13 protein-coding genes are annotated in these 22,249 nt (G+C 36.8%); 4 read left to right on the top strand and 9 right to left on the bottom strand.

Annotated features, from left to right (window positions below):
• The first annotated feature begins 3 nt into the window (after nt 1-3).
• From NG806_RS02965 to NG806_RS02950, 4 genes are all read left to right on the top strand, one after another.
• Complete coding sequence (locus NG806_RS02965; protein ID WP_261511907.1) at nt 4-2,139, top strand: hypothetical protein; 2,136 nt, start codon at nt 4-6, stop codon at nt 2,137-2,139.
• Between the two features lie 239 nt (nt 2,140-2,378).
• Nucleotides 2,379-3,785, top strand: coding sequence for a pectate lyase family protein (locus NG806_RS02960; RefSeq protein ID WP_261511906.1), 1,407 nt, complete (start codon nt 2,379-2,381; stop codon nt 3,783-3,785).
• Between the two features lie 232 nt (nt 3,786-4,017).
• Nucleotides 4,018-5,064: a GntR family transcriptional regulator gene (locus tag NG806_RS02955; RefSeq protein WP_214825825.1), complete on the top strand. Its 1,047-nt coding sequence runs from the start codon at nt 4,018-4,020 to the stop codon at nt 5,062-5,064.
• A gap of 114 nt (nt 5,065-5,178) precedes the next feature.
• Complete coding sequence (locus NG806_RS02950; protein WP_261511905.1) at nt 5,179-5,622, top strand: nuclear transport factor 2 family protein; 444 nt, start codon at nt 5,179-5,181, stop codon at nt 5,620-5,622.
• Between the two features lie 127 nt (nt 5,623-5,749).
• Here the strand turns inward: NG806_RS02950 and NG806_RS02945 are convergent, their stop codons facing one another.
• From NG806_RS02945 to NG806_RS02905, 9 genes are all read right to left on the bottom strand, one after another.
• Nucleotides 5,750-6,898: an alpha-hydroxy acid oxidase gene (locus NG806_RS02945; protein ID WP_261511904.1), complete on the bottom strand. Its 1,149-nt coding sequence runs from the start codon at nt 6,896-6,898 to the stop codon at nt 5,750-5,752.
• Nucleotides 6,899-6,900: 2 nt separating this feature from the next.
• Nucleotides 6,901-8,286, bottom strand: a complete 1,386-nt coding sequence (locus NG806_RS02940; protein ID WP_261511903.1) for an FGGY-family carbohydrate kinase — start codon at nt 8,284-8,286, stop codon at nt 6,901-6,903.
• A 271-nt stretch (nt 8,287-8,557) separates the two neighbouring features.
• Entirely contained in the window at nt 8,558-9,838 is a 1,281-nt protein-coding gene (locus tag NG806_RS02935) for a sugar isomerase (protein WP_261511902.1), read from the bottom strand.
• 144 nt (nt 9,839-9,982) lie between these two features.
• Entirely contained in the window at nt 9,983-12,085 is a 2,103-nt protein-coding gene (locus NG806_RS02930) for a bifunctional aldolase/short-chain dehydrogenase (protein WP_261511901.1), read from the bottom strand.
• Nucleotides 12,086-12,286: 201 nt separating this feature from the next.
• A complete protein-coding gene (locus NG806_RS02925; RefSeq protein ID WP_261511900.1) occupies nt 12,287-14,350 on the bottom strand; it encodes a RagB/SusD family nutrient uptake outer membrane protein in 2,064 nt (687 codons plus the stop codon).
• A 17-nt stretch (nt 14,351-14,367) separates the two neighbouring features.
• A complete protein-coding gene (locus NG806_RS02920; protein WP_261511899.1) occupies nt 14,368-17,409 on the bottom strand; it encodes a SusC/RagA family TonB-linked outer membrane protein in 3,042 nt (1,013 codons plus the stop codon).
• Between the two features lie 353 nt (nt 17,410-17,762).
• Nucleotides 17,763-18,851: an L-rhamnose/proton symporter RhaT gene (rhaT, locus tag NG806_RS02915; protein ID WP_261511898.1), complete on the bottom strand. Its 1,089-nt coding sequence runs from the start codon at nt 18,849-18,851 to the stop codon at nt 17,763-17,765.
• 170 nt (nt 18,852-19,021) lie between these two features.
• Nucleotides 19,022-20,185, bottom strand: a complete 1,164-nt coding sequence (locus NG806_RS02910) for a glycoside hydrolase family 88/105 protein (protein ID WP_261511897.1) — start codon at nt 20,183-20,185, stop codon at nt 19,022-19,024.
• 131 nt (nt 20,186-20,316) lie between these two features.
• Nucleotides 20,317-22,197 carry a rhamnogalacturonan lyase gene (locus NG806_RS02905; RefSeq protein WP_261511896.1) on the bottom strand — a complete coding sequence of 627 codons (1,881 nt, stop codon included), beginning with the start codon at nt 22,195-22,197 and terminating at the stop codon, nt 20,317-20,319.
• Between the last annotated feature and the right edge of the window lie 52 nt (nt 22,198-22,249).

Here is a 22,249-nt window from a genome sequence, read left to right as displayed (position 1 = left end):
ATAATGAAAAAATTAGTCGTATATCTTGGTCTGTTTTTGATGGGATTCTCCTCATTACACGCTCAAAAAATTGATCGTAAAAAGGTTGTCGGGCGTCATAATATTATCAATACAAAAATTGATACATTATCTACTTTGACTGTTGGCAACGGAAAATTTGCTTATACTGTAGATATTACCGGGATGCAGTCATTTCCTGAATTTTATAAGAATGGAGTTTCCCTAGGCACACAGTCTGAATGGGGATGGAACAGTTTTCCAAATCCTCAAAATTATAAATTTGATGAAACCCTGAAAGCTTATGACTTTAACAATGACGGACGTAAGGCACTATACAGTGTACAGCTTAAAGAACCCGAACGAAATAAAGAAGCCGTTGATTATTATCGTGTAAACCAACACCGATTGCAATTGGGAAATGTGGGTATTGAATTATACAAAAAAGACGGTCAGAAAGCAAAAATAGCTGATCTCAAAAATATTCATCAAACCCTTAATCTTTGGACAGGAATTATAGAAAGTGAATTTTCTCTGGAAGGAACAGTGGTAAAAGTACAGACCGCTTCTTTTCAGAATTCCGATAAAATCGGAGTTAAAATTGAATCTGATCTGATCACGCAAAAAAGGCTTAAGGTTTTTACACGTTATCCCTCTCCTACCGGTCAATTTTTAGATGATGCCGCTTTTTATGGTAATGAAAATGATCACACAACAAAAATTCTATCATCACAGCCAACATCCGGACTGATCCATCATCAGTTACAGAGTTCCGATTATTACACTCAGTTTTATTTTTCAGAAGGAATATTACGTGAAGCCGGAAAACATTATTTCGTGTATGAACCCTCTTCTAAAACAAAAAAAATAGAATTGAGTATTGAATTTTCTGCTAAAGATCCGAAAAGCAGTAAAAGTCTGTTTACTGATGCAGAAAGCGAAAGTACCTTAGGATGGAAATCGTTCTGGGAAAGCGGTGCAGCCGTTGATTTTGATGGAAGCACAGATCCGAGAGCAAACGAACTTGAACGCAGAATTGTTCTCTCAGAATATTTAACCAAAGTACAGTGTGGAGGAAGCAATCCACCACAGGAAACCGGTTTAACCTTTAACAGCTGGTATGGAAAACCACATACAGAAATGCATTGGTGGCATGGTGTACATTACGCTTTATGGGGAAGACCCGAAATTTTAGAAAAGCAACTGGATTATTATTTCAGGTCTTTTGAAAAAGCAAAGGCTTTAGCTGAAAGACAGGGATATAAAGGTGTTCGATGGATTAAAATGTCTGATAATGAGGGTAATGAAAGTCCTTCTTCTGTGGCTGCCTTTTTAATCTGGGAACAACCGCATATCATTTATATGACGGAACTGCTGTATCGGGATAAAAAGGATAAAAAAGTATTGGAAAAATATAAAGACCTGATTTTTGCAACGGCAGATTTTATGGCGGATTTTGCAACCTATGATAAAGAAAAAAACCGTTATAATCTAGGCAAAGGAGTGATCCCTGCTCAAGAAGTTTTCCCGGCTAAGGATACTTACAACCCAACTTATGAAGTAGCCTATTGGGATTGGGCACTAAAAACAGCACAGCAATGGAAAGAAAGATTGGGAGAACCGAGAGATAAAAAATGGGATGACGTCATTTCAAAATTATCTCCGCTTCCAGTTCAGGATGGTGTTTATCTGGCTACAGAATCTGCAAAAGATTCGTATACTTTTCAAAAATGGATGACCGATCATCCAGCTGTTCTCGGAGCCTTGGGAATGGTTCCGGAATCTCCAAAACTGGACAAAAAAATTATGAAAAATACGTTGGATACCGTTTGGAAAAAATGGAATTGGGAACATACCTGGGGCTGGGATTTCCCGATGACTGCCATGAATGCAGCAAGATTAGGTCTTCCATCAAAAGCTTTGGATGCTCTTTTTATGAACATTCAGACCAATACCTATTTGAAAAACGGCCATAACTACCAGGATAAACGTCTGCGTATCTATCTTCCCGGAAACGGAGGTGTTTTAACTACTGTTGCTATGATGCTCGAAGGTTGGGATAATTCAAAAGGTGAATTTCCCGGTTTTCCAAAAGATGGATCCTGGAAAATAAAAGCAGAAGGTTTCAAAAAAATGCCTTAAAAACTCACATTCATATATAGTGAAGTCTGTCCGGAAACGGCAGGCTTTTTTTTATGCTTAAAATTATATTTTCGTCAATATTCAAACACAAAAAAGAAACATTAATCAATCCTTATTCGTAATTGTATTATAATATTTAAGATAATAACAATAAAACTAACAATACAGCATAGTGCAGGATGATTTTATGGTGTTAAGCTTTTAATTTAATACAATCAAAAAATCAAAACTTATTAAACATGAAAAAAATTTCTACAACACTTTTGTTTTCTTTATTTCTGTTATCGTGTAATCATGATGATCACAGCAATCCACCAACTACTGAAAGCTGCAATTCTGAAAGGGCTTTGGCTTTTCCTGAAGCGGAAGGTTTTGGAAAATTTTCTAAAGGAGCACGAGGGGTGACGAATCCCAGCGTTTATATTGTCAGTAATCTGAATGACAGTGGTCCGGGTTCCTTTCGGGACGCTGTGAGTCAGCCCGGCAGGTTTATCGTATTTTCTGTAAGTGGTATTATCAATTTGCAATCTTCCTTAGCGATGTCACCAAATCTTACCATAGCTGGCCAGTCAGCTCCCGGGAAGGGAATCGTTCTCTATGGCCAGAAAGTATCCTTTACGGGCGCAAATAACACCATTGCAAGATACTTCAGAATCCGACTGGGGAATGTAAACGGATTATCCAAGAATACAGATGCTTCAGGAGTAGCAAATGGTAAAAATATTATGCTGGACCACATGTCTTTTTCGTGGGGTCTCGACGAAGTTTTTTCCATCAACTGGGATAATAAAGGGTTTGAACCCGACAGTATAACCATACAGAATTCTATTATAGCACAGGGTCTGCATCGTCACAACCATTCTGCAGGTGGCCTGATCCAGACAACCGACGGCCATATCAGTATTTTAAAATCTCTGTATGAAAGTAACAAAACAAGAAATCCTAAAGTAAAAGGGAAGAATGAATTTGTAAATAATGTCATATACAATTATGGTAACCTGGGAAATACTTATGGGCATACCGTTTCTGGAGATGGCTATATTATGGGTGATTCAGCAGGAATTTCGGAAGTGAATATTATCAATAATTATTTTGTTGCCGGTCCTTTAAATGTGGATAATCAATCGACACCATTCAGCAGAGGTACCAGCACATTCCATTTATATCAATCGGGAAATTATTACGACTCTAATAAAAACGGGGTTTTGGACGGAAATCTGGTTCCTCAGAATACAACGGCATTTCCCGGAAATACACCGGTTCAATTTATGAACAGCCCATTTGCATACCCTTTCAATGCAACTAACCTGTCTGCTACTCAAGCATTTTATCATGTTATACAAAATTCAGGAGCTAATTTTCCTCATCGTGATGATGTCGATAACTTGATCATTTCTGAAGTGAGTTCCAAAGGAACTCAGGGACTCTATGTGTACACTGAAAACAATCTTCCTCTTGCTAACGGTGGTTTAGGAGACTACCCTGCTTATCAAAGCATTCAGGACAGCGATAAAGATGGAATACCAGATGCTGTTGAAGTTCATATGGGACTTAATCCGCGAGACTCAACAGATGCCCTGAAGGTTAGTAAATTTTGTAAAAATTATTTAAATATTGAAATTTACTTGAACAACATTATGAAGTAAGAATCACCTTTACTATTCACATCTAAATACTTATATTTTCGTCTTCATTCTGTTTCAACATGATTCAGAATGAAGATTTTTTAGTAAAATATTCATATATATAGACTTATTATAATTAATTAAAAATAAATATAGATTTATTGACATAAATTTTACGACTTATTTACGATCATTGGTTAATTTTTATAAATTAGTTTCTTTAAACCGTTTTAACCGATCCTATCTGAAAAACATGGCAGAAACATTTGAAATACAGATCAATGAACACTCCAGAGTTCCTAAATATAAGCAGATTGTTGATTCTATTCTGAATGGAATAGATGGTGGAGAAATTCAGATTGGAGAGAAGATTCCTTCCATCAACGAGCTCAGCGAATCCTGCTTTCTCTCGAGAGATACTGTGGAAAAAGCATATAAGGAATTGAGGAAAAGACAGATCATAGAATCCGTAAAAGGTAAAGGATATTATATTTCACGTATCAATAAAAATGATATTATTAATATCTTTTTTCTGATCAACAAACCGAGTACCTATAAAATGATGATCTATAATTACTTCGTCAATGCAATCGGTACCAAAGGCAATGTTGAGATGTATATTTACCATTGTGATGAAACACTTTTCATTAATTCTTTGAAAAAGAATCTGGGCGGATTTGATTACTATGTCATTATGCCTCACTTTCGGGACGAACAGTCTAAACATACCAGTTCTACAAAGGAAGTGATTGACATGATTGAAAAAATACCAAAAAATAAACTGCTGTTGCTGGACAATACCAAACCCAATGTTTCAGGAGAATATGGTACTATTTTTCAGGATTTCGAACATGATATTTACAATGCCCTTCTGGAAGGTTTAGACAAGATAAAGAAATATGAGAAAATCATCTTAGTCTATCCTGATAAATCAATCCACCCCTATCCTTTCCGTATTGTACGCGGTTTTGAGAATTTCTGCAAAGATTTTAAACTTGATTATGAAATCCTTGATGAAATTTATCCTGATATGGAATTACAGGAAAAAGATATTTTCATCACAATCCGCGAACGGGATCTTGTTAATTTGGTGAAGCAGATCAGACAGAAAAATCTTGAACTGGGCAAAGACATCGGAATTATTTCCTACAATGAAACTCCTCTTAAAGAATTGCTGGGAATCACAGTGATTACTACAGATTTTAAAGCAATGGGAGAATCTGCTGCCTACATGATCCTGAAAAATAAAAGGGAACAGGTCAACAATGTCTTTAAATTTATTCAAAGGGATTCTTTATAAAGTCATTTATTTTTTTAAAATAATGCAATCGATTGCGCTTGTCATTAGACTAACACCTATAACAATTAAATTATAGACAGCATTTAAAACCCACTAAAAAATATTTATTTAACTATGATTAAAAAATTAATTTTCGCCATGGCTTTCTTCATTGTACTTGCTGTGTCAGGACAGAAAAAGAATGATAAAGACGCTGTTACTGAAGCCGCTGAAAAGCTAAGATCGGCCATGATAAGCGGTGACAGACCAACGTTAGAATCATTGATCTTACCTGGATTAACTTATGGACATTCAGGAGGCCATATCGACGATGCAGTGGAATTTGTTGAAAAATTAGTCAGTAAAAAATCAGATTTTGTAACCATTGATATTACCAATCAAAGCATCGACCTTGTTGGTAACACAGCGATTGTCCGTCACCATTTTTATGCAACAACTGCTGACTTTGGAAAAACTCCGGGTGATGTAACGTTGGATGTATTACTGGTTTGGGTAAAAACCAAAAACGACTGGAGATTACTGGCCAGACAGGCAGTAAAATCTGAAAAGAAAAAATAAGTATCAAGATTATGATAAACAAAATTCGCAAAGATAGCTTTGCGAATTTTTTATTTAGAATTTATTCTAAGTTTTGGTTAAAGCCCATTTAGTTTTTTTTATTGAGCATTAATAAGACTTAAAGATTTTATTTCACTCTAAAATTTTGCAGATCTTCCGGTTTTTCACAGCAAAGCTGTTCCATTACCTGTCTGAACTGCATTTTAAGCATTTCAATGATGTGATCGCCCCCTTTTTCACCCAAAGCACCCACTGCATACATAAATGTTCTTCCCATAAATGTAAATTCAGCACCACAGCTGAGAGCACGGACAACATCCGGACCTGTTCTTACACCACTGTCCATCATTATTTTTATCTGATTTTTATATTTTTCACTAATTTCCTTCACTACCGCAATGGTAGATTCCCCGGCATCCAGCTGTCTTCCGCCATGATTGGAGATAATCATTCCATCAAATCCCAGACGTACTGCTTCAGCAGCATCTTCATCAGACGCAACTCCTTTAATCACTAATTTACCTTTCCATTGATCACGGATCACTTTTAGCCTGTCTGCATTCAGCCTGCCGGAAAAAGTAGAGTTCATAAATTGCCCCAACTGCTTTACGCCCATACTCTTATCTATGTATTTATCCAAGGTTGCAAAACGGGGAACACCATGCTTTACCATTTCCATTACCCATTGTGGTTTTACCAAAGCCTGAGAAACATTTCTAAAATTAATCTGAGGCGGCATTGCCAAACCATTTCGGATTTCTTTGGCCCGGTAACCAAAAGTAGGAACATCTGCTAAAACAACGAGTACGTCATATCCGGAAGCTTCACAACGGTTGAGAATATCATCACGCAGCCATTCTTCCCTTGGATGGTATAATTGATACCAGGCTTTTCCTTCCGTTAATTCTGCAATTCTTTCAATACTGCTGGTCGTTACCGTACTTAAAATAAAAGGAATATTATGTTTGAAAGCTGCTTTTGCTAAAATTTCCGGAGCATTAGGCCACATCAATCCTTGTAAACCGACAGGTGAGATTCCAAAAGGCGCAGAATATTTCACACCGAATAATTCGGTCTCCATACTGGTTTCACTGTAATTATTCAGATAGCGTGGACGAAGAAGAACTTCTCTCAGCTCAGATGTATTCCGGTCTCTGTTTATGTTTTCATTGCAGCCTCCGTCCAGATATTCAAAAGCGAAACGGGGCATTCTTTTTTTTGCCCTTTCAATCAGAAGCTCAAGGGAAGCATATCGGGTATCGAATGGAAATGACATGATTATAAATTAAGAATTAAAGGTTGAAGCACTTTCATCTGATAATGCTGTTGTAAAAAGGTTTCATCTATTTTCTTGTTAGAAATTACCATAGAAGCTCCCAATGCAGAGCCTAGTGGTGAATGCGTTGACATCACGCTGTAGTGGTGGAAATGATGAGACATCAGTTTCATAAATACATCATTATCCGTAAATCCGCCATCAATGTAGATTGTTTCAATTTCTGAATTTCCTATTGCATTTTTAATGGTATGAATCTGCAGATCCATTAATTCTATCATCAATTGATGATAGGCTTCTTCAAAAGTTGCAAATGATTTTAGATCTGTTTCAGTGATCATTTTTCGTTTTAAAATAATTCCTTCAAACCGAAAATAAATATTCTTATTTTTCATCAAACGCAAATACACATCCTGATCAAAATGTACTTCTCTATGGAAACCATATTCTTTTCCATAATAAGCGCATAATTTTTCTACCTGAATCTTATATTCATTTCCCATAAAAAAGCGGGAAGCTTTTACGCGTTTACCATCGATCCGCATATAATTCAGACAATTGTTCTCGATATCCTCATCGGTAAGACTTTCGTCATTAAATGGATTTAAAGAAATACTCCACGTTCCTGTTGACAGCAATAAAAAAGGTTCTTTTTTACTTAAAATGTAAGGCAATAATGCTGAAGAACTGTCATGAATTCCAACACCTATTTTAATTTTTTTGTTTCTGTAGGAAGTATTTATGCTTGCTGAAGTTGGAACGATGGGTGCCAGTAAAACATCGATCCCTTCTTCATACACCCAGTCATGATAATCGGATTTATCATAGTTCCATAAATTGGTATGACAACCTATTGAAGTAAATTCCGACACACAAATTCCTGTAAACAGATAAGATAAATATTGAGGCAAGTGAAGACTGTACCTGATCTTTCTGAATGTTTCCGGATGCTTGTACTTGAGCCAAAACAACTGCATCCCTGAGTTGAGCATACCTGATTGCGGTGATGCTGTTTCGCGTGCAATTTTCATTTTGCTCCCATGTTTTTCATAAAACAAATCCAGTATTTCCTGATCCATGGGTTTGGTATAATTGTACAGTGGAGCCAAAACATTTCCTTTGTGATCCAAATGCACCAAACTTGCTCCATAACTGGAGAAATTAATCGCTTTTACTTCAAAATTTTCATCGTCGAGAATGGCATTAAAATTATCTTTGATCCAGTTTTGCAGTGCTGCCAGATCTTCTGTAGGATAATCATCTTCATCTGTGGTGAGCGGTAGTTCTGTATACTCACGAACAACTTCTTTATAATTTTTATCAAATAAAAAGAACTTTTTATTGGTCTTTCCAATATCAAATACTATGGTTACCTTTTTTTTGGACATTCTCGAGATGGATTAAATTATGTATTTATAGGACAAATCAGTTTTTTAAGATCTGTGCACGCTTTTTTAAATTTTATTAAATATTCTTTTAAAGACCATTAAGGAGTGTTTAGCAAGTAAGGAAGAATAAGAAAAAAATCCAATAATTTTCTTAATAAATGAAGTTTCGCTTAATACTAAACACTCTACCTTAACGGTAAAAAATAAGGATACATATAATTAAACTTTCGATTGCACCTGAAAGTTGAAATTATCAAAATTTAAATAAGTCTTATAATCCGGTTGCTTTTGTTTCTAAACCTCTTTCGGTAATTAAACGCTGTCTTACCTTTAGTTTTCTGTAAGCAGCTATCGGATCCAGAGCTGCACCAGTCTGCAACCTTGCAGCTTTTAACAATGGTCGTACATCGGTTCTGTATGCATTCTGTAAAATCTCCTGAGAGAGCACGACATCATTTTCCAATTGTGCTGTTTTTAATGCTTTTTGATCTACAAGAAGTGCCTGGGCATACGCAATTAAAATAGCGTCAAGAGATTGTATTAAATCCTCTAAAGGATCTTTTATATTATGACTAGCATCGATCATCCATGCCGGATAAGGATTTTGAGGATTGTTTTCAATTCCATATACCAGCTCATTGAAAATTAAGAACAATGCATAAGGTTTGATCGATCCTACGGTTAAATCATCATCTCCATATTTGCTGTCGTTAAAGTGGAAGCCTCCTAGTTTCCCTTGGTACATTAAAGTAGCAACGATCTGTTCAATATTGGTATTTGGTAAATGATGTCCCAAATCCACTAAAGTGTAAGCTCTTTCTCCACAGGCATTTGCCAACATCAAAGAGGTTCCCCAATCCTGAATCGTTGTAGAATAAAAGTTAGGTTCATAAGGCTTATACTCGATGAACAGTTTCCAGTCTTCAGGCAAACCGCCATAAATTTCTTTTAGACTTTGCTCAGTTTTAGACAAGGCAGTCTGGAAGTTTAACTGACCTGGAAAGCTAGAGCCATCTGCCAACCAAACGGTTAAACTTTTAGAACCCAGTTCTTTTCCAATTCTGATAACTTCTTTATTATGTTCCACTGCATAAGCACGGGAATCTTCATTCACGCTGTTCAGAGAACCAAATTTATATGATTTTTGTGCTCCCGGCTGATCCTGAAAAGTGTTGGAATTCATTGCGTCAAATACAAGATTGTGAGAAGCCGCGACTTCCTTTATTGCTTTTACGTCACCCGGAATATCCCAGGGAATATGCAGTGAAACAGCTCCTGCAGAATGCGTTAAAGCGTGAATCAAGCCTACATCATCCAATTTCTGTTCTAAAGTAGACGGTTCACCACCATAAGAAAACCTTCCGAAACGGGTTCCGCCTGCTCCTAAAGCCCAGCTTGGAATTGCCACCTGAAAATCGGCAATCTTATTGACTACCTCTGCAACATTTAGCCCTGATTTTGTTAATTTATTTTGTAGAAAATCAAAATCTGAATTGAAATTTTCAATTTCTCCTTTATTATTTTGTTCAATGATATCTTTTCCTATAATCATGATTTGATTTTTAAAACTTTTTAATTGAAACATTTAAACTTTTAAGGTTTACTATTATTCAAACCAAAAGATTAAATTAATTCATTGCAGATCCAGTAAAACTGGCTCTAAATTTACCAAATTATATACTTTTGAGAATAATATTTACCTAGGAAATGCATTTGCCATCCCTCCGTCTACATTAATAATGTTTCCTGTCGTTTTATCTAAAATAGCTACACATACAAAAACACCGTTTGCAATATCTTCAGGAAGAATGATTTCGTTTAATAAATTACGCTTTGCATAAAATGCAGGCAGTTCTTCTACAGAAATTCCATTCGCTTTAGCACGACCTTCTGCCCACGAACCTTCCCATATCTTACTTCCTACAATAACTCCGTCCGGATTAACGACATTGACACGAATTTTATCCGTTGCCAATTCCGCTGCCAATAGTCGGGTCATATGCTGTTGAGCCGCTTTAGCAGTTCCATACGCCACATTATTAGGTCCGGCAACCAGGCCATTTTTACTTGCAATATTTACAATATCACCCCCTAATCCCTGTTTCTTCATTATTTCAACACCATTTTTTGCCATTAAAAACTGACCTTTTACCAAAACATTTTCCAGGAGATCCCAGTCTTTTGTTGTGGTATCTTCCAGAGATTTAGAAATTGCCAAACCTGCCGAATGAACAATAATATCTACTCCTCCAAATGCCAGAACTGCTTCTTTAAAAGCATTTGCAATAGCATCTTCACTGGTTACATCGCACGGAACAGCTACCGCCTGATCTTTGCTGTATTTTGCCGTAACAGAATCTAATGCTTCCTGATTCAAATCTGTAAAAACAACTACTCCACCTTCCTGAACCATTTTGTCTGCAATTGCCTGTCCTATTCCACCACCAGCTCCTGTAACAACAGCTATTTTCCGGGAAAGAGGTTTTTCTTTAGGCATTCTCTGCAATTTTGCTTCTTCAAGCAACCAGTATTCAATATCAAATGCTTCCTGTCTTGGTAAAGAAGTATACTCAGAAATGGCTTCTGCTCCACGCATCACATTGATCGCGTTTACATAAAATTCACTTGCCACACGGGTGGTCTGTTTATCTTTAGAGAAACTAAACATCCCTACCCCCGGATAAATAATGATCACCGGGTTTGGATCACGCATTGCGGGACTGTTTGGATGCTTGCAGGTTTCGTAATATTCCTTGTATTCTTCTCTGTATTTTTCAAACAGAGGATTTAATTTAGCAAGAATAGCCGCAGAATCCGTAAGATCCTCGTTGGTCGAAAGATTAAGAATCAATGGCTGAATTTTGGTACGTAAAAAGTGATCCGGACAAGATGTTCCCATTGGTGCCAGACGCTCCAGATCATTGCTGTTTATATATTCCAATACGGCATCACTGTCAGTAAAATGACCTATCATTCTATTTTCAGACGAAGCCAGACCACGTAATAACGGCATGAGTTGAGCCGCTTTATTCTTACGCTCATCAGCCTGCAGGGATTCAATTTTCTGTCCACCGAAAACCTGCCCGTCTTCTTCTATTTTTTTAGCAATATATTCGGAAGCCATTTCGATGACTTCTAAGCTATTAATATAGCATTCATAGGAAGTATCTCCCCATGTAAATAATCCATGGCTCCCTAAAATGATCCCGCGGATTCCCGGATTGTCATCTAAACATTTTTCCAACTGCAGTCCCAGATCAAAACCCGGACGCTGCCATGGAACCCAACCCATTGTATCACCCCATATTTCTTTGGTAATTTTTTCGCTGTCCCTTGCTGCAGCGACAGCAATTAAAGCGTCAGGATGAAGGTGATCAATATGTTTGAATGGAAGTAAGCCATGTAATGGTGTATCTATGGAGGGAGCTTTACTGTCAAGGTCAAAAATACAGTGATTGAATAATCCCACCATTCTGTCTTCATCTGCCAGACCCTGGTAAACATTTTTTAAGTTTCTCAATCTCTCTGTGTACAATCCGGCTATTCCTTTACGTGTTAATGTTCCAATGTCACCACCTGAACCTTTTACCCACATTACCTCAACTTCTTCGTTCGTCAAGGGGTCTTTTTCAATTGTTTTGCAGCTCGTATTACCACCTCCGTAATTCGTGATTCTTAAATCTGCCCCTAATATGTTTGAACGGTATAAAAATAAAGCGACCTGATCATCTTTTAAAGATGCTGCTTTGTTTTCATCCCATAAATAATCTACGTATTTAAATGTTTTTACATTTTCCATTTGTTTTCTTTTGTTTCTGAATTTTAACTCAAAATTAGATTGTTATATTTTTTTCAGTATCCCGTACTATACTGATGAACACCTTATTTAAAGATATTTTAACACTTAAATTCCATTGTAACTCAATTCATCTTTACAACTGATATACAATCCCGTTGAGTTTATTTATAAATTTATTTTCAATGATTATGTTGTTATTCACTAGTATCCAGGAAGTTGAGTAAGATTAGGATTATCAACCAGCGGATGACCGGCAGACTGCGCTGCAAGCGGAAGTAATTCCGTTTTATTAGGTACAAATCCATAGAAAAGACCTTCGCCTCCGCCCTCGATCCAGTTTGGATATGCTCCTCCGTTTTCAAATGAACCAGTTGGTTTTGTGTAGATGATATTTCCGATTTGAAGCTGATTAAAACCTTCAACAAAACCTACCGCTTTTCTTGCATTACCGTTAAAGGTACTCGTATATGCCTGGAACATATTGGCAGGATACCATTTGTCTTCTGCTGTTGAAGCTTCCCCGTTCGCTAATGCTATATTCTTCAGAGTCGTCTGATAGGCTTCATATCCTGATGAATTGGTAGGCACAGCCTGCACTTGTGCAATCTGCGCAGGATCTGTTAAATCTATATAAGTAACAGCTAAGAACGGATCTCCATAAACCTGTGCATTCTTGTGATATTTGTAAAGCCTGTAAATTGGTGTTGATGCGAATTGACCTGTACGATCAGATAAGTTTTTCATTGCCTGTCTTGTAGCATCAATTTCACTAGCAATACGATTCATCCTGATTAAATCGGTACGAAGCATAAATTCATCCGAAAATTCCCACTTACGCTCCTGAACAATTGCTGATTCAAAAGCCTGTTGACCACTTGGAACAGGTAATGATCCAATTCCGGCACGATTTCTTACCTGCATTAAAGCTGTAATACCTGCAGCAGTTGGTCCTCCATTTAAATAATTTTGTGTTTCTGCATACATCAATAATACATCAGCATATCGAATAATAGGAATATTCAAGTTACGTGCATCTGCAGCTTGTGGCTCCACACACCAGCTAATTCTGAACTTGCCCGGCATAATACAAGAATATGTAGTTCCTACATCTACCCAAGTATCGGTTGCAGAACCTGTTTTTAAGAAATAAATACTGTAAGAAGTACAAGCCACATCTCTACGTTTATCTGTCTTATTAAAAGAAAGATAATAACTTGGAAGTAAAAACTGTAAAGCTTTACGAGAACCATAGGTACCCCCTCTGGAACCTGGATGTGCATATATTCCGAATGCCGAGTTGGTATTTGGACCGTATTCAGCAATGTGCCAAAGCATCTCCTGATTTACAGCTGCAAAATTTCTTCTGTCAAAATTAAACCACAATGCTTCGAAACCACCTTTCCCTCCCTGAGCCTGTACCAAGCTATTAGTACCTCCATTAATTACAGAAGCTGCTGCTTGATCTGCAATTTGATACAGTTGTTGAACCCTGTTATTATCGGGACGACGAGACATTGTACCCGCAGATCCGGTATTCAAGTCCCAACGAAGAGAATATCCTGCAGCATACAGGGCAATTCTTGCTAAAAGAGCATTGGTTGACTGCTTGTTTAATCTCTCCGGTGATCCATTCGAAGCCGGTAAACTGTTTACTGACTCCTGAATATCGGTGATGATGCGGTCATATATTCCGTCTCGGGAAGACCGTTTCGGGTAAAATGTATTCGGATCATTGGGATCTGCATCTTCTAAAGGAATCCAAATGGCTGGTACATCGCCATACACTCTGATTAGGTTGTAGTAGCAAAATGCACGAATTGCTTTTGATTCTGCCAGTAAGGCATCACGCTTTGGACTTACAGCCATCTCACCTAGCCTGTCGATAGCAATATTGGTTCTCTCAATAACCGCATACATTGCAGAATATATTCCTGTAACAGTATTCGGAGTATAGGCATCATACTGATAGTTGCAGATGTTGTATTTGGAATTATTAGTTGTTCCGTCTTCAGCAGAATGAGTAACCGTATCTCCTGCTCCCAATTGGTAAAACATTTCGGTAGGAACAAGACCTCTATAAAGACCCTGAACGAAAGCGTCTGCGGTGTCTAAATTTGTAAACACCGATTCTGTATCAGATGAATTATAAGCAGGCTGATCTAAAAACTCCTCGCTGCAGGAATTGACACCCAATCCTGCAATTAAGATTGATGGAACGATGATTAGTTTTTTAATAAAACTATGATTATTGAATATATTTTTCATGATGGAACATTTAAATATTAGAAAGTAAGATTGATCCCTAAAACATAGCTTCTAGATCTTGGGAATGAAGAATTATCATATCCAGGAGAAACTGTAACGCCGCTTGCCGCTGAAACTTCAGGGTCAAATCCGGAATAACCTGTAATAGTTGCTAAATTATTAACTGTAGCATAGATACGCGCATTAGTCAATTTAATATGGTTCAAAAATTCTTTGGGAAAAGAATAACCCAAAGTTACCATGGAAATCCTTAGATATGAGCCATCTTCCACGTAATATGAAGAAGGATACGTTATGTTAGCAGTATTTGTATTACTTAAACTCCACAAGTTTGAATCTTCATTAGGATTAAGTTCTTTTAATCTCACCAAATTCGTTGTTGCCTGTCCCGTATTGGGATCGATCAAATGATAATAGTTGTTTCCGAATTCTGAAGGAACATTCTGATACATCCCGTAGGGACTCAAACTTTGTTTAGTTGCGTTATAAATATCACCACCTACGCTGAACTTCAGAAATACTGCAAGATCAAAACCTTTGTAAGAGAAGTTATTACTGATACCTCCAATAAAGTCAGGCGTACCGTTACCTATTTTCACCAGCTTTCTTGTAAACTGATCTCCAGCCTCATTATCTGCGGCAAATTTCATATCTCCAGGTTTAGGAGTTCCCGATGCTGGTTTCACAACGCCTGGTTTTAAGGTCAATGTTCCGTTTGCATCCTGGTTAAAGTCATCAGTCGTGTAAATTCCCTGGTAAACATATCCATACATATCCCCTAATTCTTCTCCAACTGTGGCATAATATGTTACCATACCTGCTCTGTTGCTGCCTACACTGAATGTTCTAAAGGTTCTTCCCTCGTCAAGAGACAATACTTTTGACTTGTTAAAACCTATATTGGCATCGGTAGACCATCTGAAGTTTTCAGTTTTTAAATTTATTGAGTTTAACGTGAACTCCATACCGGTGTTTTTCATGGAACCGATATTTACAAACTTGCTTTTATATCCCGTAGAGGCAGGAAGTACAGTTTCCAGTAACATACTGCTTACATTGTTATTATAAAATTCAGAAGTTAATTTTATTCTATTATTAAATAAAGCCAAATCTACCCCAATGTTGGTAGATCTCATTTCTTCCCATTGTACAATACGATTACCCAAAACACTACTTGTTACCAGAGCAAGATTACCAACTGTATTATTCAAAGGATAATCGGTCCCTACCACATTGGTTCTGAACACGTTATTTGGTATACTGTTATTCCCTACGATCCCATATTCGAATCTGAACTTCAGATCATTGATATAATTTTTGATTTTAGAATTTTTCCAGAAGCCTTCTTCTGAAACCCTCCATGCAGCAGCTACTGATGGAAATACACCCCATCTGTTATCAGGACCGAATTTTGAGGATCCATCACGACGAATAGTACCTGTTAATAAATAACGATTATCGTAATTGTAATTTACACGGGCAAAGTATGAAAGTAAGCTGAGTGAAGATCTGTCTGTATCTTTATCGGCAATGGTAGCATTAGATATATCATCTAATCCATAATTTAAGATGGAAGGAAACTTTATCAATGTTATGTTGTTACTTTCAGTTTCCTGATAGATTATTTCATTACCAATTAAAGCAGTAAGTTTATGCTTTTCACCTAAAGCCTTATTATAGGTCAATGTATTTGTGATCTGATATCGGTATGCTTCAGAATTCCCAATACTTCCGTTGATTCCTGTATTAATAGGATCTGTAAGATATGCACGGGAATTTTTATCTGAAAATGAAGTTGCTTTAGTGTTCGTCCAGTTATAAGATCCTGCAGTTCTGAATGTAAAATCTTTCAACAAATCAAATTCAAGACCTACATTAGCTAAAAATGTTCTTGCCCGTTTGTTTTGAGTAGATGCTGCCGTTTCTATATATGGGTTTTCTGTATCAAAACTCGAATCCAATGCAGAGTAATCTGGGAAAGTCTGAGTATTAAATAACTGATCCTGTGTAAATAATGTTCCTCCTGTAATAGGTTGAAGCAATATCTTTTTCATTCCTGAATAGGCCCCACCTCCGTTTGTAGAATTTGAAGTAAACATTGAACTGAAGTCTAAACGTATTCCTTTATACAGTTCTGAATTAATATTAGCTCGTAATGAGTTTCTGGTCTCATTAAAGTTTTGTAATAAACCTTCCTGTTTGTTGTAGTTGTAGCTGATAAATGCCTGTGTTTTATCATTACCTGCCGAAACGCTCACATTTTGATTCTGCGTAAGTCCTGTTCCACCAAGCATTTTTTCCTGCCAGTCTAATACTGGTGCTGATCCATACCGGTTGCCGATCCTATTAAATGCACCTGTATAAAATCCCGGAGAATCTGTTCCTAAACTATTATCAAATACATTACTCCATTTTGTTGCATTTCCTCCTAATTGAGCTAACTCATACTGATATTTCACATATTGTTCTGCATTGGAAACCATATCCAACTTCTTTGAAAGCATATCAAAAGACATGAAAGAATTATAGTTGATGGTTACTCTTCCTTTTTTTCCGGTTTTTGTCTTAATAACGATAATACCGTTGGAACCACGGGCACCATAAATGGCAATGGCAGAAGCTCCTTTCAATACATCAATACTCTCGATATCATTAGGATTAATGATGTTTAATGCATTATCCAGCTGGAAACCGTCTACAATGTAAAGCGGTTCTGTACCCTGAGTAATAGAAGCACCACCACGAATCGTAATGTTGGCACCTGCTCCCGGAGCACCACCTGCAGTAACGATATTTAATCCTGAAGCCCTTCCCTGCAAGGCTTGTAATGCATTCATTGCTGGTGTAGCTGCTAAATCCTTTGCAGATACTGAAGCCACCGATCCTGTTAAATCTGATTTCTTAACTTTACCATAACCAATAACCACTACTTCTTCAATATCTTTTGTGCTTTTCACAGTATCATTTACAGTCTTTTGCCCCCAGACAAAACTTGTTGAAAGCATAAATGCGGGAAACACTATTCGCTTTATATTCTTGTGTTTAATTATCAAAGACATATATTAAATTTTAGTAACATTAATTATTATGTCCCAATCTACACAGTTACCAAATTTTTAGCATCCTGCAATATCCTGCATTAATTATAAAATACTTAACCCATCCTAATAATGTATAATTATACTTAGTTCAAATTTTATAAATATTATTAATTTGCTTAAATATCTTTAAATAAACTCTGAAATCTGAAACCCAAATCACTCTATGAATTGTTTGCGAATATATTTATCGGGAAAGTCGGATATCCATGAATACAAAAAAAGACACTGAAAAAATCAGTGCCTTACAAAAACTAAACTGTATATTGAATATGAATGATGAAGAAAAATTTTTAATTATGATAAGAAAGACTCTATCTCAAAGAATTTCCATATCCTACAATTAAAATAGAAATGAACATCACAACCATTCCCATAAGAATGGTAGAAATAGTTTTTTTAGAAACTCCTTTCCATTCCTTAATGATAACGCCCCACAGATTGGCAATTAAAATGATAAACGCCATATGTAATATCCATGAACTAGGGCCATTTCCCATTTTACTTTCTCCCATACCATAAAAGAAGAACTGTAAAAACCACATCGTCCCGGCAAGTGCACAAAAAACGATGTTACGTACAACCGGTACTTTTCTTTTTGTATAATCTGTATACGATTTATTTTTAATAGCTAAATATAAACAGCCTATAAGATTTACTGCCATTCCACCCCAAAGTACAACGACATAGGTTACATTATTTTGAAAAAGGAATTCTCCCTGTCCCGGATTTGCATTTTTCCACAATTCATTTGCTACGACTGCCATCGGTTTTCCAGCTTCCAACCCAAAGTTAAAGCAGGCACTTAAAACTCCTGATATAATGGAAACAATTAAGCCCAACCTAAACTTGTACTCTGTTTTCACCTGTATACCGTGTGGATCTGTAGATTCAGTTTGCAGTTCTTTTTCTTTCATCATTCCCGCTTTCCCACTAATGATGATTCCGATGATACAAACTAAAAGTCCCAATAAAACCATCTGTCCCCATGTACTGGAAAGCATTAACCCAATATTGTCCTTTCCCGTATGTGGAGAAAATTCATAATATACAGATGGAAACAGCGAACCAAAAACCATACAGAGCCCAAGAATTATGCTGCTTCCAAGTGCTACTCCTAAATATCTTACCCCTAAACCATAAGTAAACCCTCCAATTCCCCACAAAGCACCGAACAAAAACGTCAATCCCAATATAGAAGAACTTTCATTCTGTATGATTTCCCAAAACCCTGGAATGGTAATAAATGCAGCAAGTGGCGGAACAATGATCCATGAAAACACCCCTCCTATCAGCCAATATGTTTCCCAGGACCATCCTTTTACTTTTTTATAAGGTAGATAAAAACTACCTGAAGAGAATCCTCCTAGGAAATGAAAAAAAACTCCTAATAATGCATTCATAATTTTATCTTATTGATATTGAATTTGAAAATTAATAATATGGTATCGATTGCGCATCTTGTAGTGTCATGTCTTCAATATGTCAGAAAATAAGCATTTCTGCAGTATCCAATACCATTAACCTTTTTTATTTTTATAAACAATTTTGTGACTCTGCTCTTCTTTATAATTTAATTCAACTTATAAACCTCACTCCCTGCGAGCAACAGACATCCTAAACCATAGTCTTCAAAATCAGGTTCTTTATCAACAGCGAGAGGCTGACCATCTTTAGGTTCTTTTCCTGTTCCCTGTACCCAACCTAAAAATCCATTTGGCTGAACAGAGTCTTTTACAATAGCATTCCAAGCCTTTACGACAGCCGGCAAATAAGTTTCTCTATCAATTAGTCCATTATTGATTCCATACGCCATTCCGTAAACAAACAGGGCTGTTCCTGTCATTTCTTTTCCACCAAAATTATTGGGATCATGCAGACTTACATTCCAAAAACCATCTTCTCTCTGAACAGGAAGTAAGGCTGATAATAAATCTCTGTAATCCTGTAAATATTCTTTATAATGGGGATCTGATTTGGGTGTATCTTCCAGGGTACGTGCTAAAGCAGCAACTACCCATCCGTTTCCGCGACTCCAGTAGGAATCTTCACCGTTTGGTTCTTTATAAGGTGGAACAAAACTTTTGTCTCTCCACCAAAGCTTGTCTTTAGGATTATATAAACCATGATCTCCATGTTTGTATTTCGTATAGGCATACATTTCGTAATTTTTATCGAAATACTTTTTGTCACCTGTAATTTTACCCAGTTTTGTGAAAATAGGCATTCCCATTTGGAGTGCATCAATCCACCACCATTCATCTACTTTATTGGAAGCAATCATACTATCTATCGATGCTTTTACCAATTTTATTCGCTCAGGATTCTTTCTGCCATCGAGTTCATAAAGGTCTAAGTATGTTTGTCCACAAGCCTGATTGTCTGCATTACGAGTATAGGTATCACGCATCATGTTCCAATTGTGTTTTTCTGACCAGGAAATGGCATACTCATAATATTCTTTTTTGGGATCTATCTTATAGAGTGCTATTAATCCTTCATAGTAAACAGCACGGGTCCATAAATTACTTGGCCATACCTTTTTACCAACAATTTCTTTTCCGGTATCCGGCCATTTGTTCATGAAATATTGGTTGGCCCGTCGCGAAACTTCCAGAACCTCTTTTTTATTTGGAAGATCAACATTTTTAGCAGCTGTTTGCTTTTGAACTGAACATGAGGATAAAAGTCCAAAAGCCAATATACAAAAGGCACTTCTCATTACTATCATTTTCATAATTGGTAAGTTATTTTTTATTAATTTTCTAATTTAACGTCAAACAATAGATTGAAGATCGATCAGATGTATTTAATCAAATCAAACTTTTAAGTATTAGTTAAAGTTTTTCTCTACTGATTTAAAGTTTGTTAATTTTTAGTTTTTACAGTAATGATGTTTGGATTTGGAATTTTTGAAACAGATTCATCCAGATAATAATCAGTATGTGGAGGCTGATTATAGCCTACATTCTGCCATACGATACTCAACCGGTATTGTGGATTGTGCATCAGGGTATACAAACGGTGATGTGTTGGAAGTGTTGAACTGAAGATCCGGAGTTCCTGATTGTCTGACGTTCTGTATATTAATTCTTCCCGCCAGTCACCGAATAAATCTGCAACTAAAGATGGATTTTTTTTCGTTCCGTTATTTGATTCACATTGGAAATCTTTGGCGTCAAATATAATATTTGTATTCTCTTTCTTCCAATCCCATTTTGACACTACAGTACCGTCTAAAATTTCGCTTAAAAAATCTCCATCCCAATAGACACCCATATTACAGGCTGGATTTTTATCACTGATTTTATTTCCTTTGGCATCATAAAGACCTTTAACTCCAGCTCCTGCGGCCCAACACTCAGAACCTTCATGCCGGGGATCTATATTCAGAGACAATCCTCTCCCGGGACCCTGAAATTTGCCCTGTTTACTGTATATCAAGGATGGCAATTTCCATAATACTTTTCCTGTTGCCCCATCTCTGAAATGTGCACCGGCATCATCAAACCTTTCCTGAATATCAAAAATTTCCAATCCGGGATGAGAGGGATCCAAATCCCCGACATGCAGAGCATCTCCATGACCATATCCGGTACTGTTCAATACCGTTCCGTTGTCATCGATAGTCATTGCGCCAAAAATAATTTCATCTTTTCCATCATTATCAACATCTGCAATACTCAGGTTATGGTTTCCCTGTCCTCTGAATTTTTTATTTTCTTCTGAACTTTCTGTATCGAATAACCATCGTAAACTCAACTTCTTATTTTTGTAGTCCCAGGCTGCCATCGCTGTACGGGTATAGTAACCTCTCGACATAATAACACTCGGATGCTTACCATCTAAATAACCCACTGCACCCAGAAATCGATCTACACGATTGCCTTTTGCATCGCCCCAAGTCTCTGTAAGCTGTTCCGGAGATGGATTCAGATTGTTCGGAAACCTTGGGACGACATAGTCTACTGTATTTATTTCCTCACCAGTCTGACCATCGAAAACAGTCATATACTCAGGTCCTGAAAGTATAAATCCATTTTCATTTCGCCAATCTTTTTTGGGATCACCAATATATTTCCCTCTGCTGTCTTTGGTACCATCTGCCGTTTTCATCACGATCTCCGCTTTACCGTCCTGATCTAAATCGTATACCAGAAACTGAGTATAATGAGCCCCTTCCCTGATGTTTTTACCTAAATTAATTTCCCATAACAAATCACCGTTTAACTTATATGCCTGAATAACCGGAGGATCTGTAAAGCCTTTCTGACTATTATCACGGGATTGTCCGGTTTGATGAAGGATGATTTCATAAGCACCGTCTCCATCCAGATCTGCTACAGATATATCATTTGGTGTATAGCCGGCTGGTGTTTTTAAAGGAATGGAAAAATAGGGCTTTTGAGAAGCAACATATCGGGCAGAGTCCATATCCAAGGTTTTATCTGGGGTATTGGATTTCACGAAATAAGTATAATTCTTTGCTTTATCTGCCGTTTTATCTAAAAAATTTGTTTCGTTGAGCAATATCTTTTCATTCAATTTTTTGCTCTTGTTATTTTCAACACGATATAGGTCAAACTGAGTGTTTTGAGGCTCCGAACCTAATAACCTCCAGCTGACAAAAATCCCTGATTCTGCAGGTATGGCTATAATTCCTCTTTTCAAATACTCCATTTGTCTTTGTGCTGAGAGTACTTGTGAAAAAAGAACTGTAATTAAGATAAAATTAAATTTTAAGTTCATAATTCCAGTATTGTTTTAAATATAGATAAGGCAATCGATTGCATATTTTGAT

Source organism: Chryseobacterium paludis, from assembly GCF_025403485.1.
In the GTDB taxonomy this organism is placed as follows: Bacteria; Bacteroidota; Bacteroidia; order Flavobacteriales; family Weeksellaceae; genus Chryseobacterium; species Chryseobacterium paludis.
This window is presented reverse-complemented; position numbering and strand designations above follow the sequence as displayed.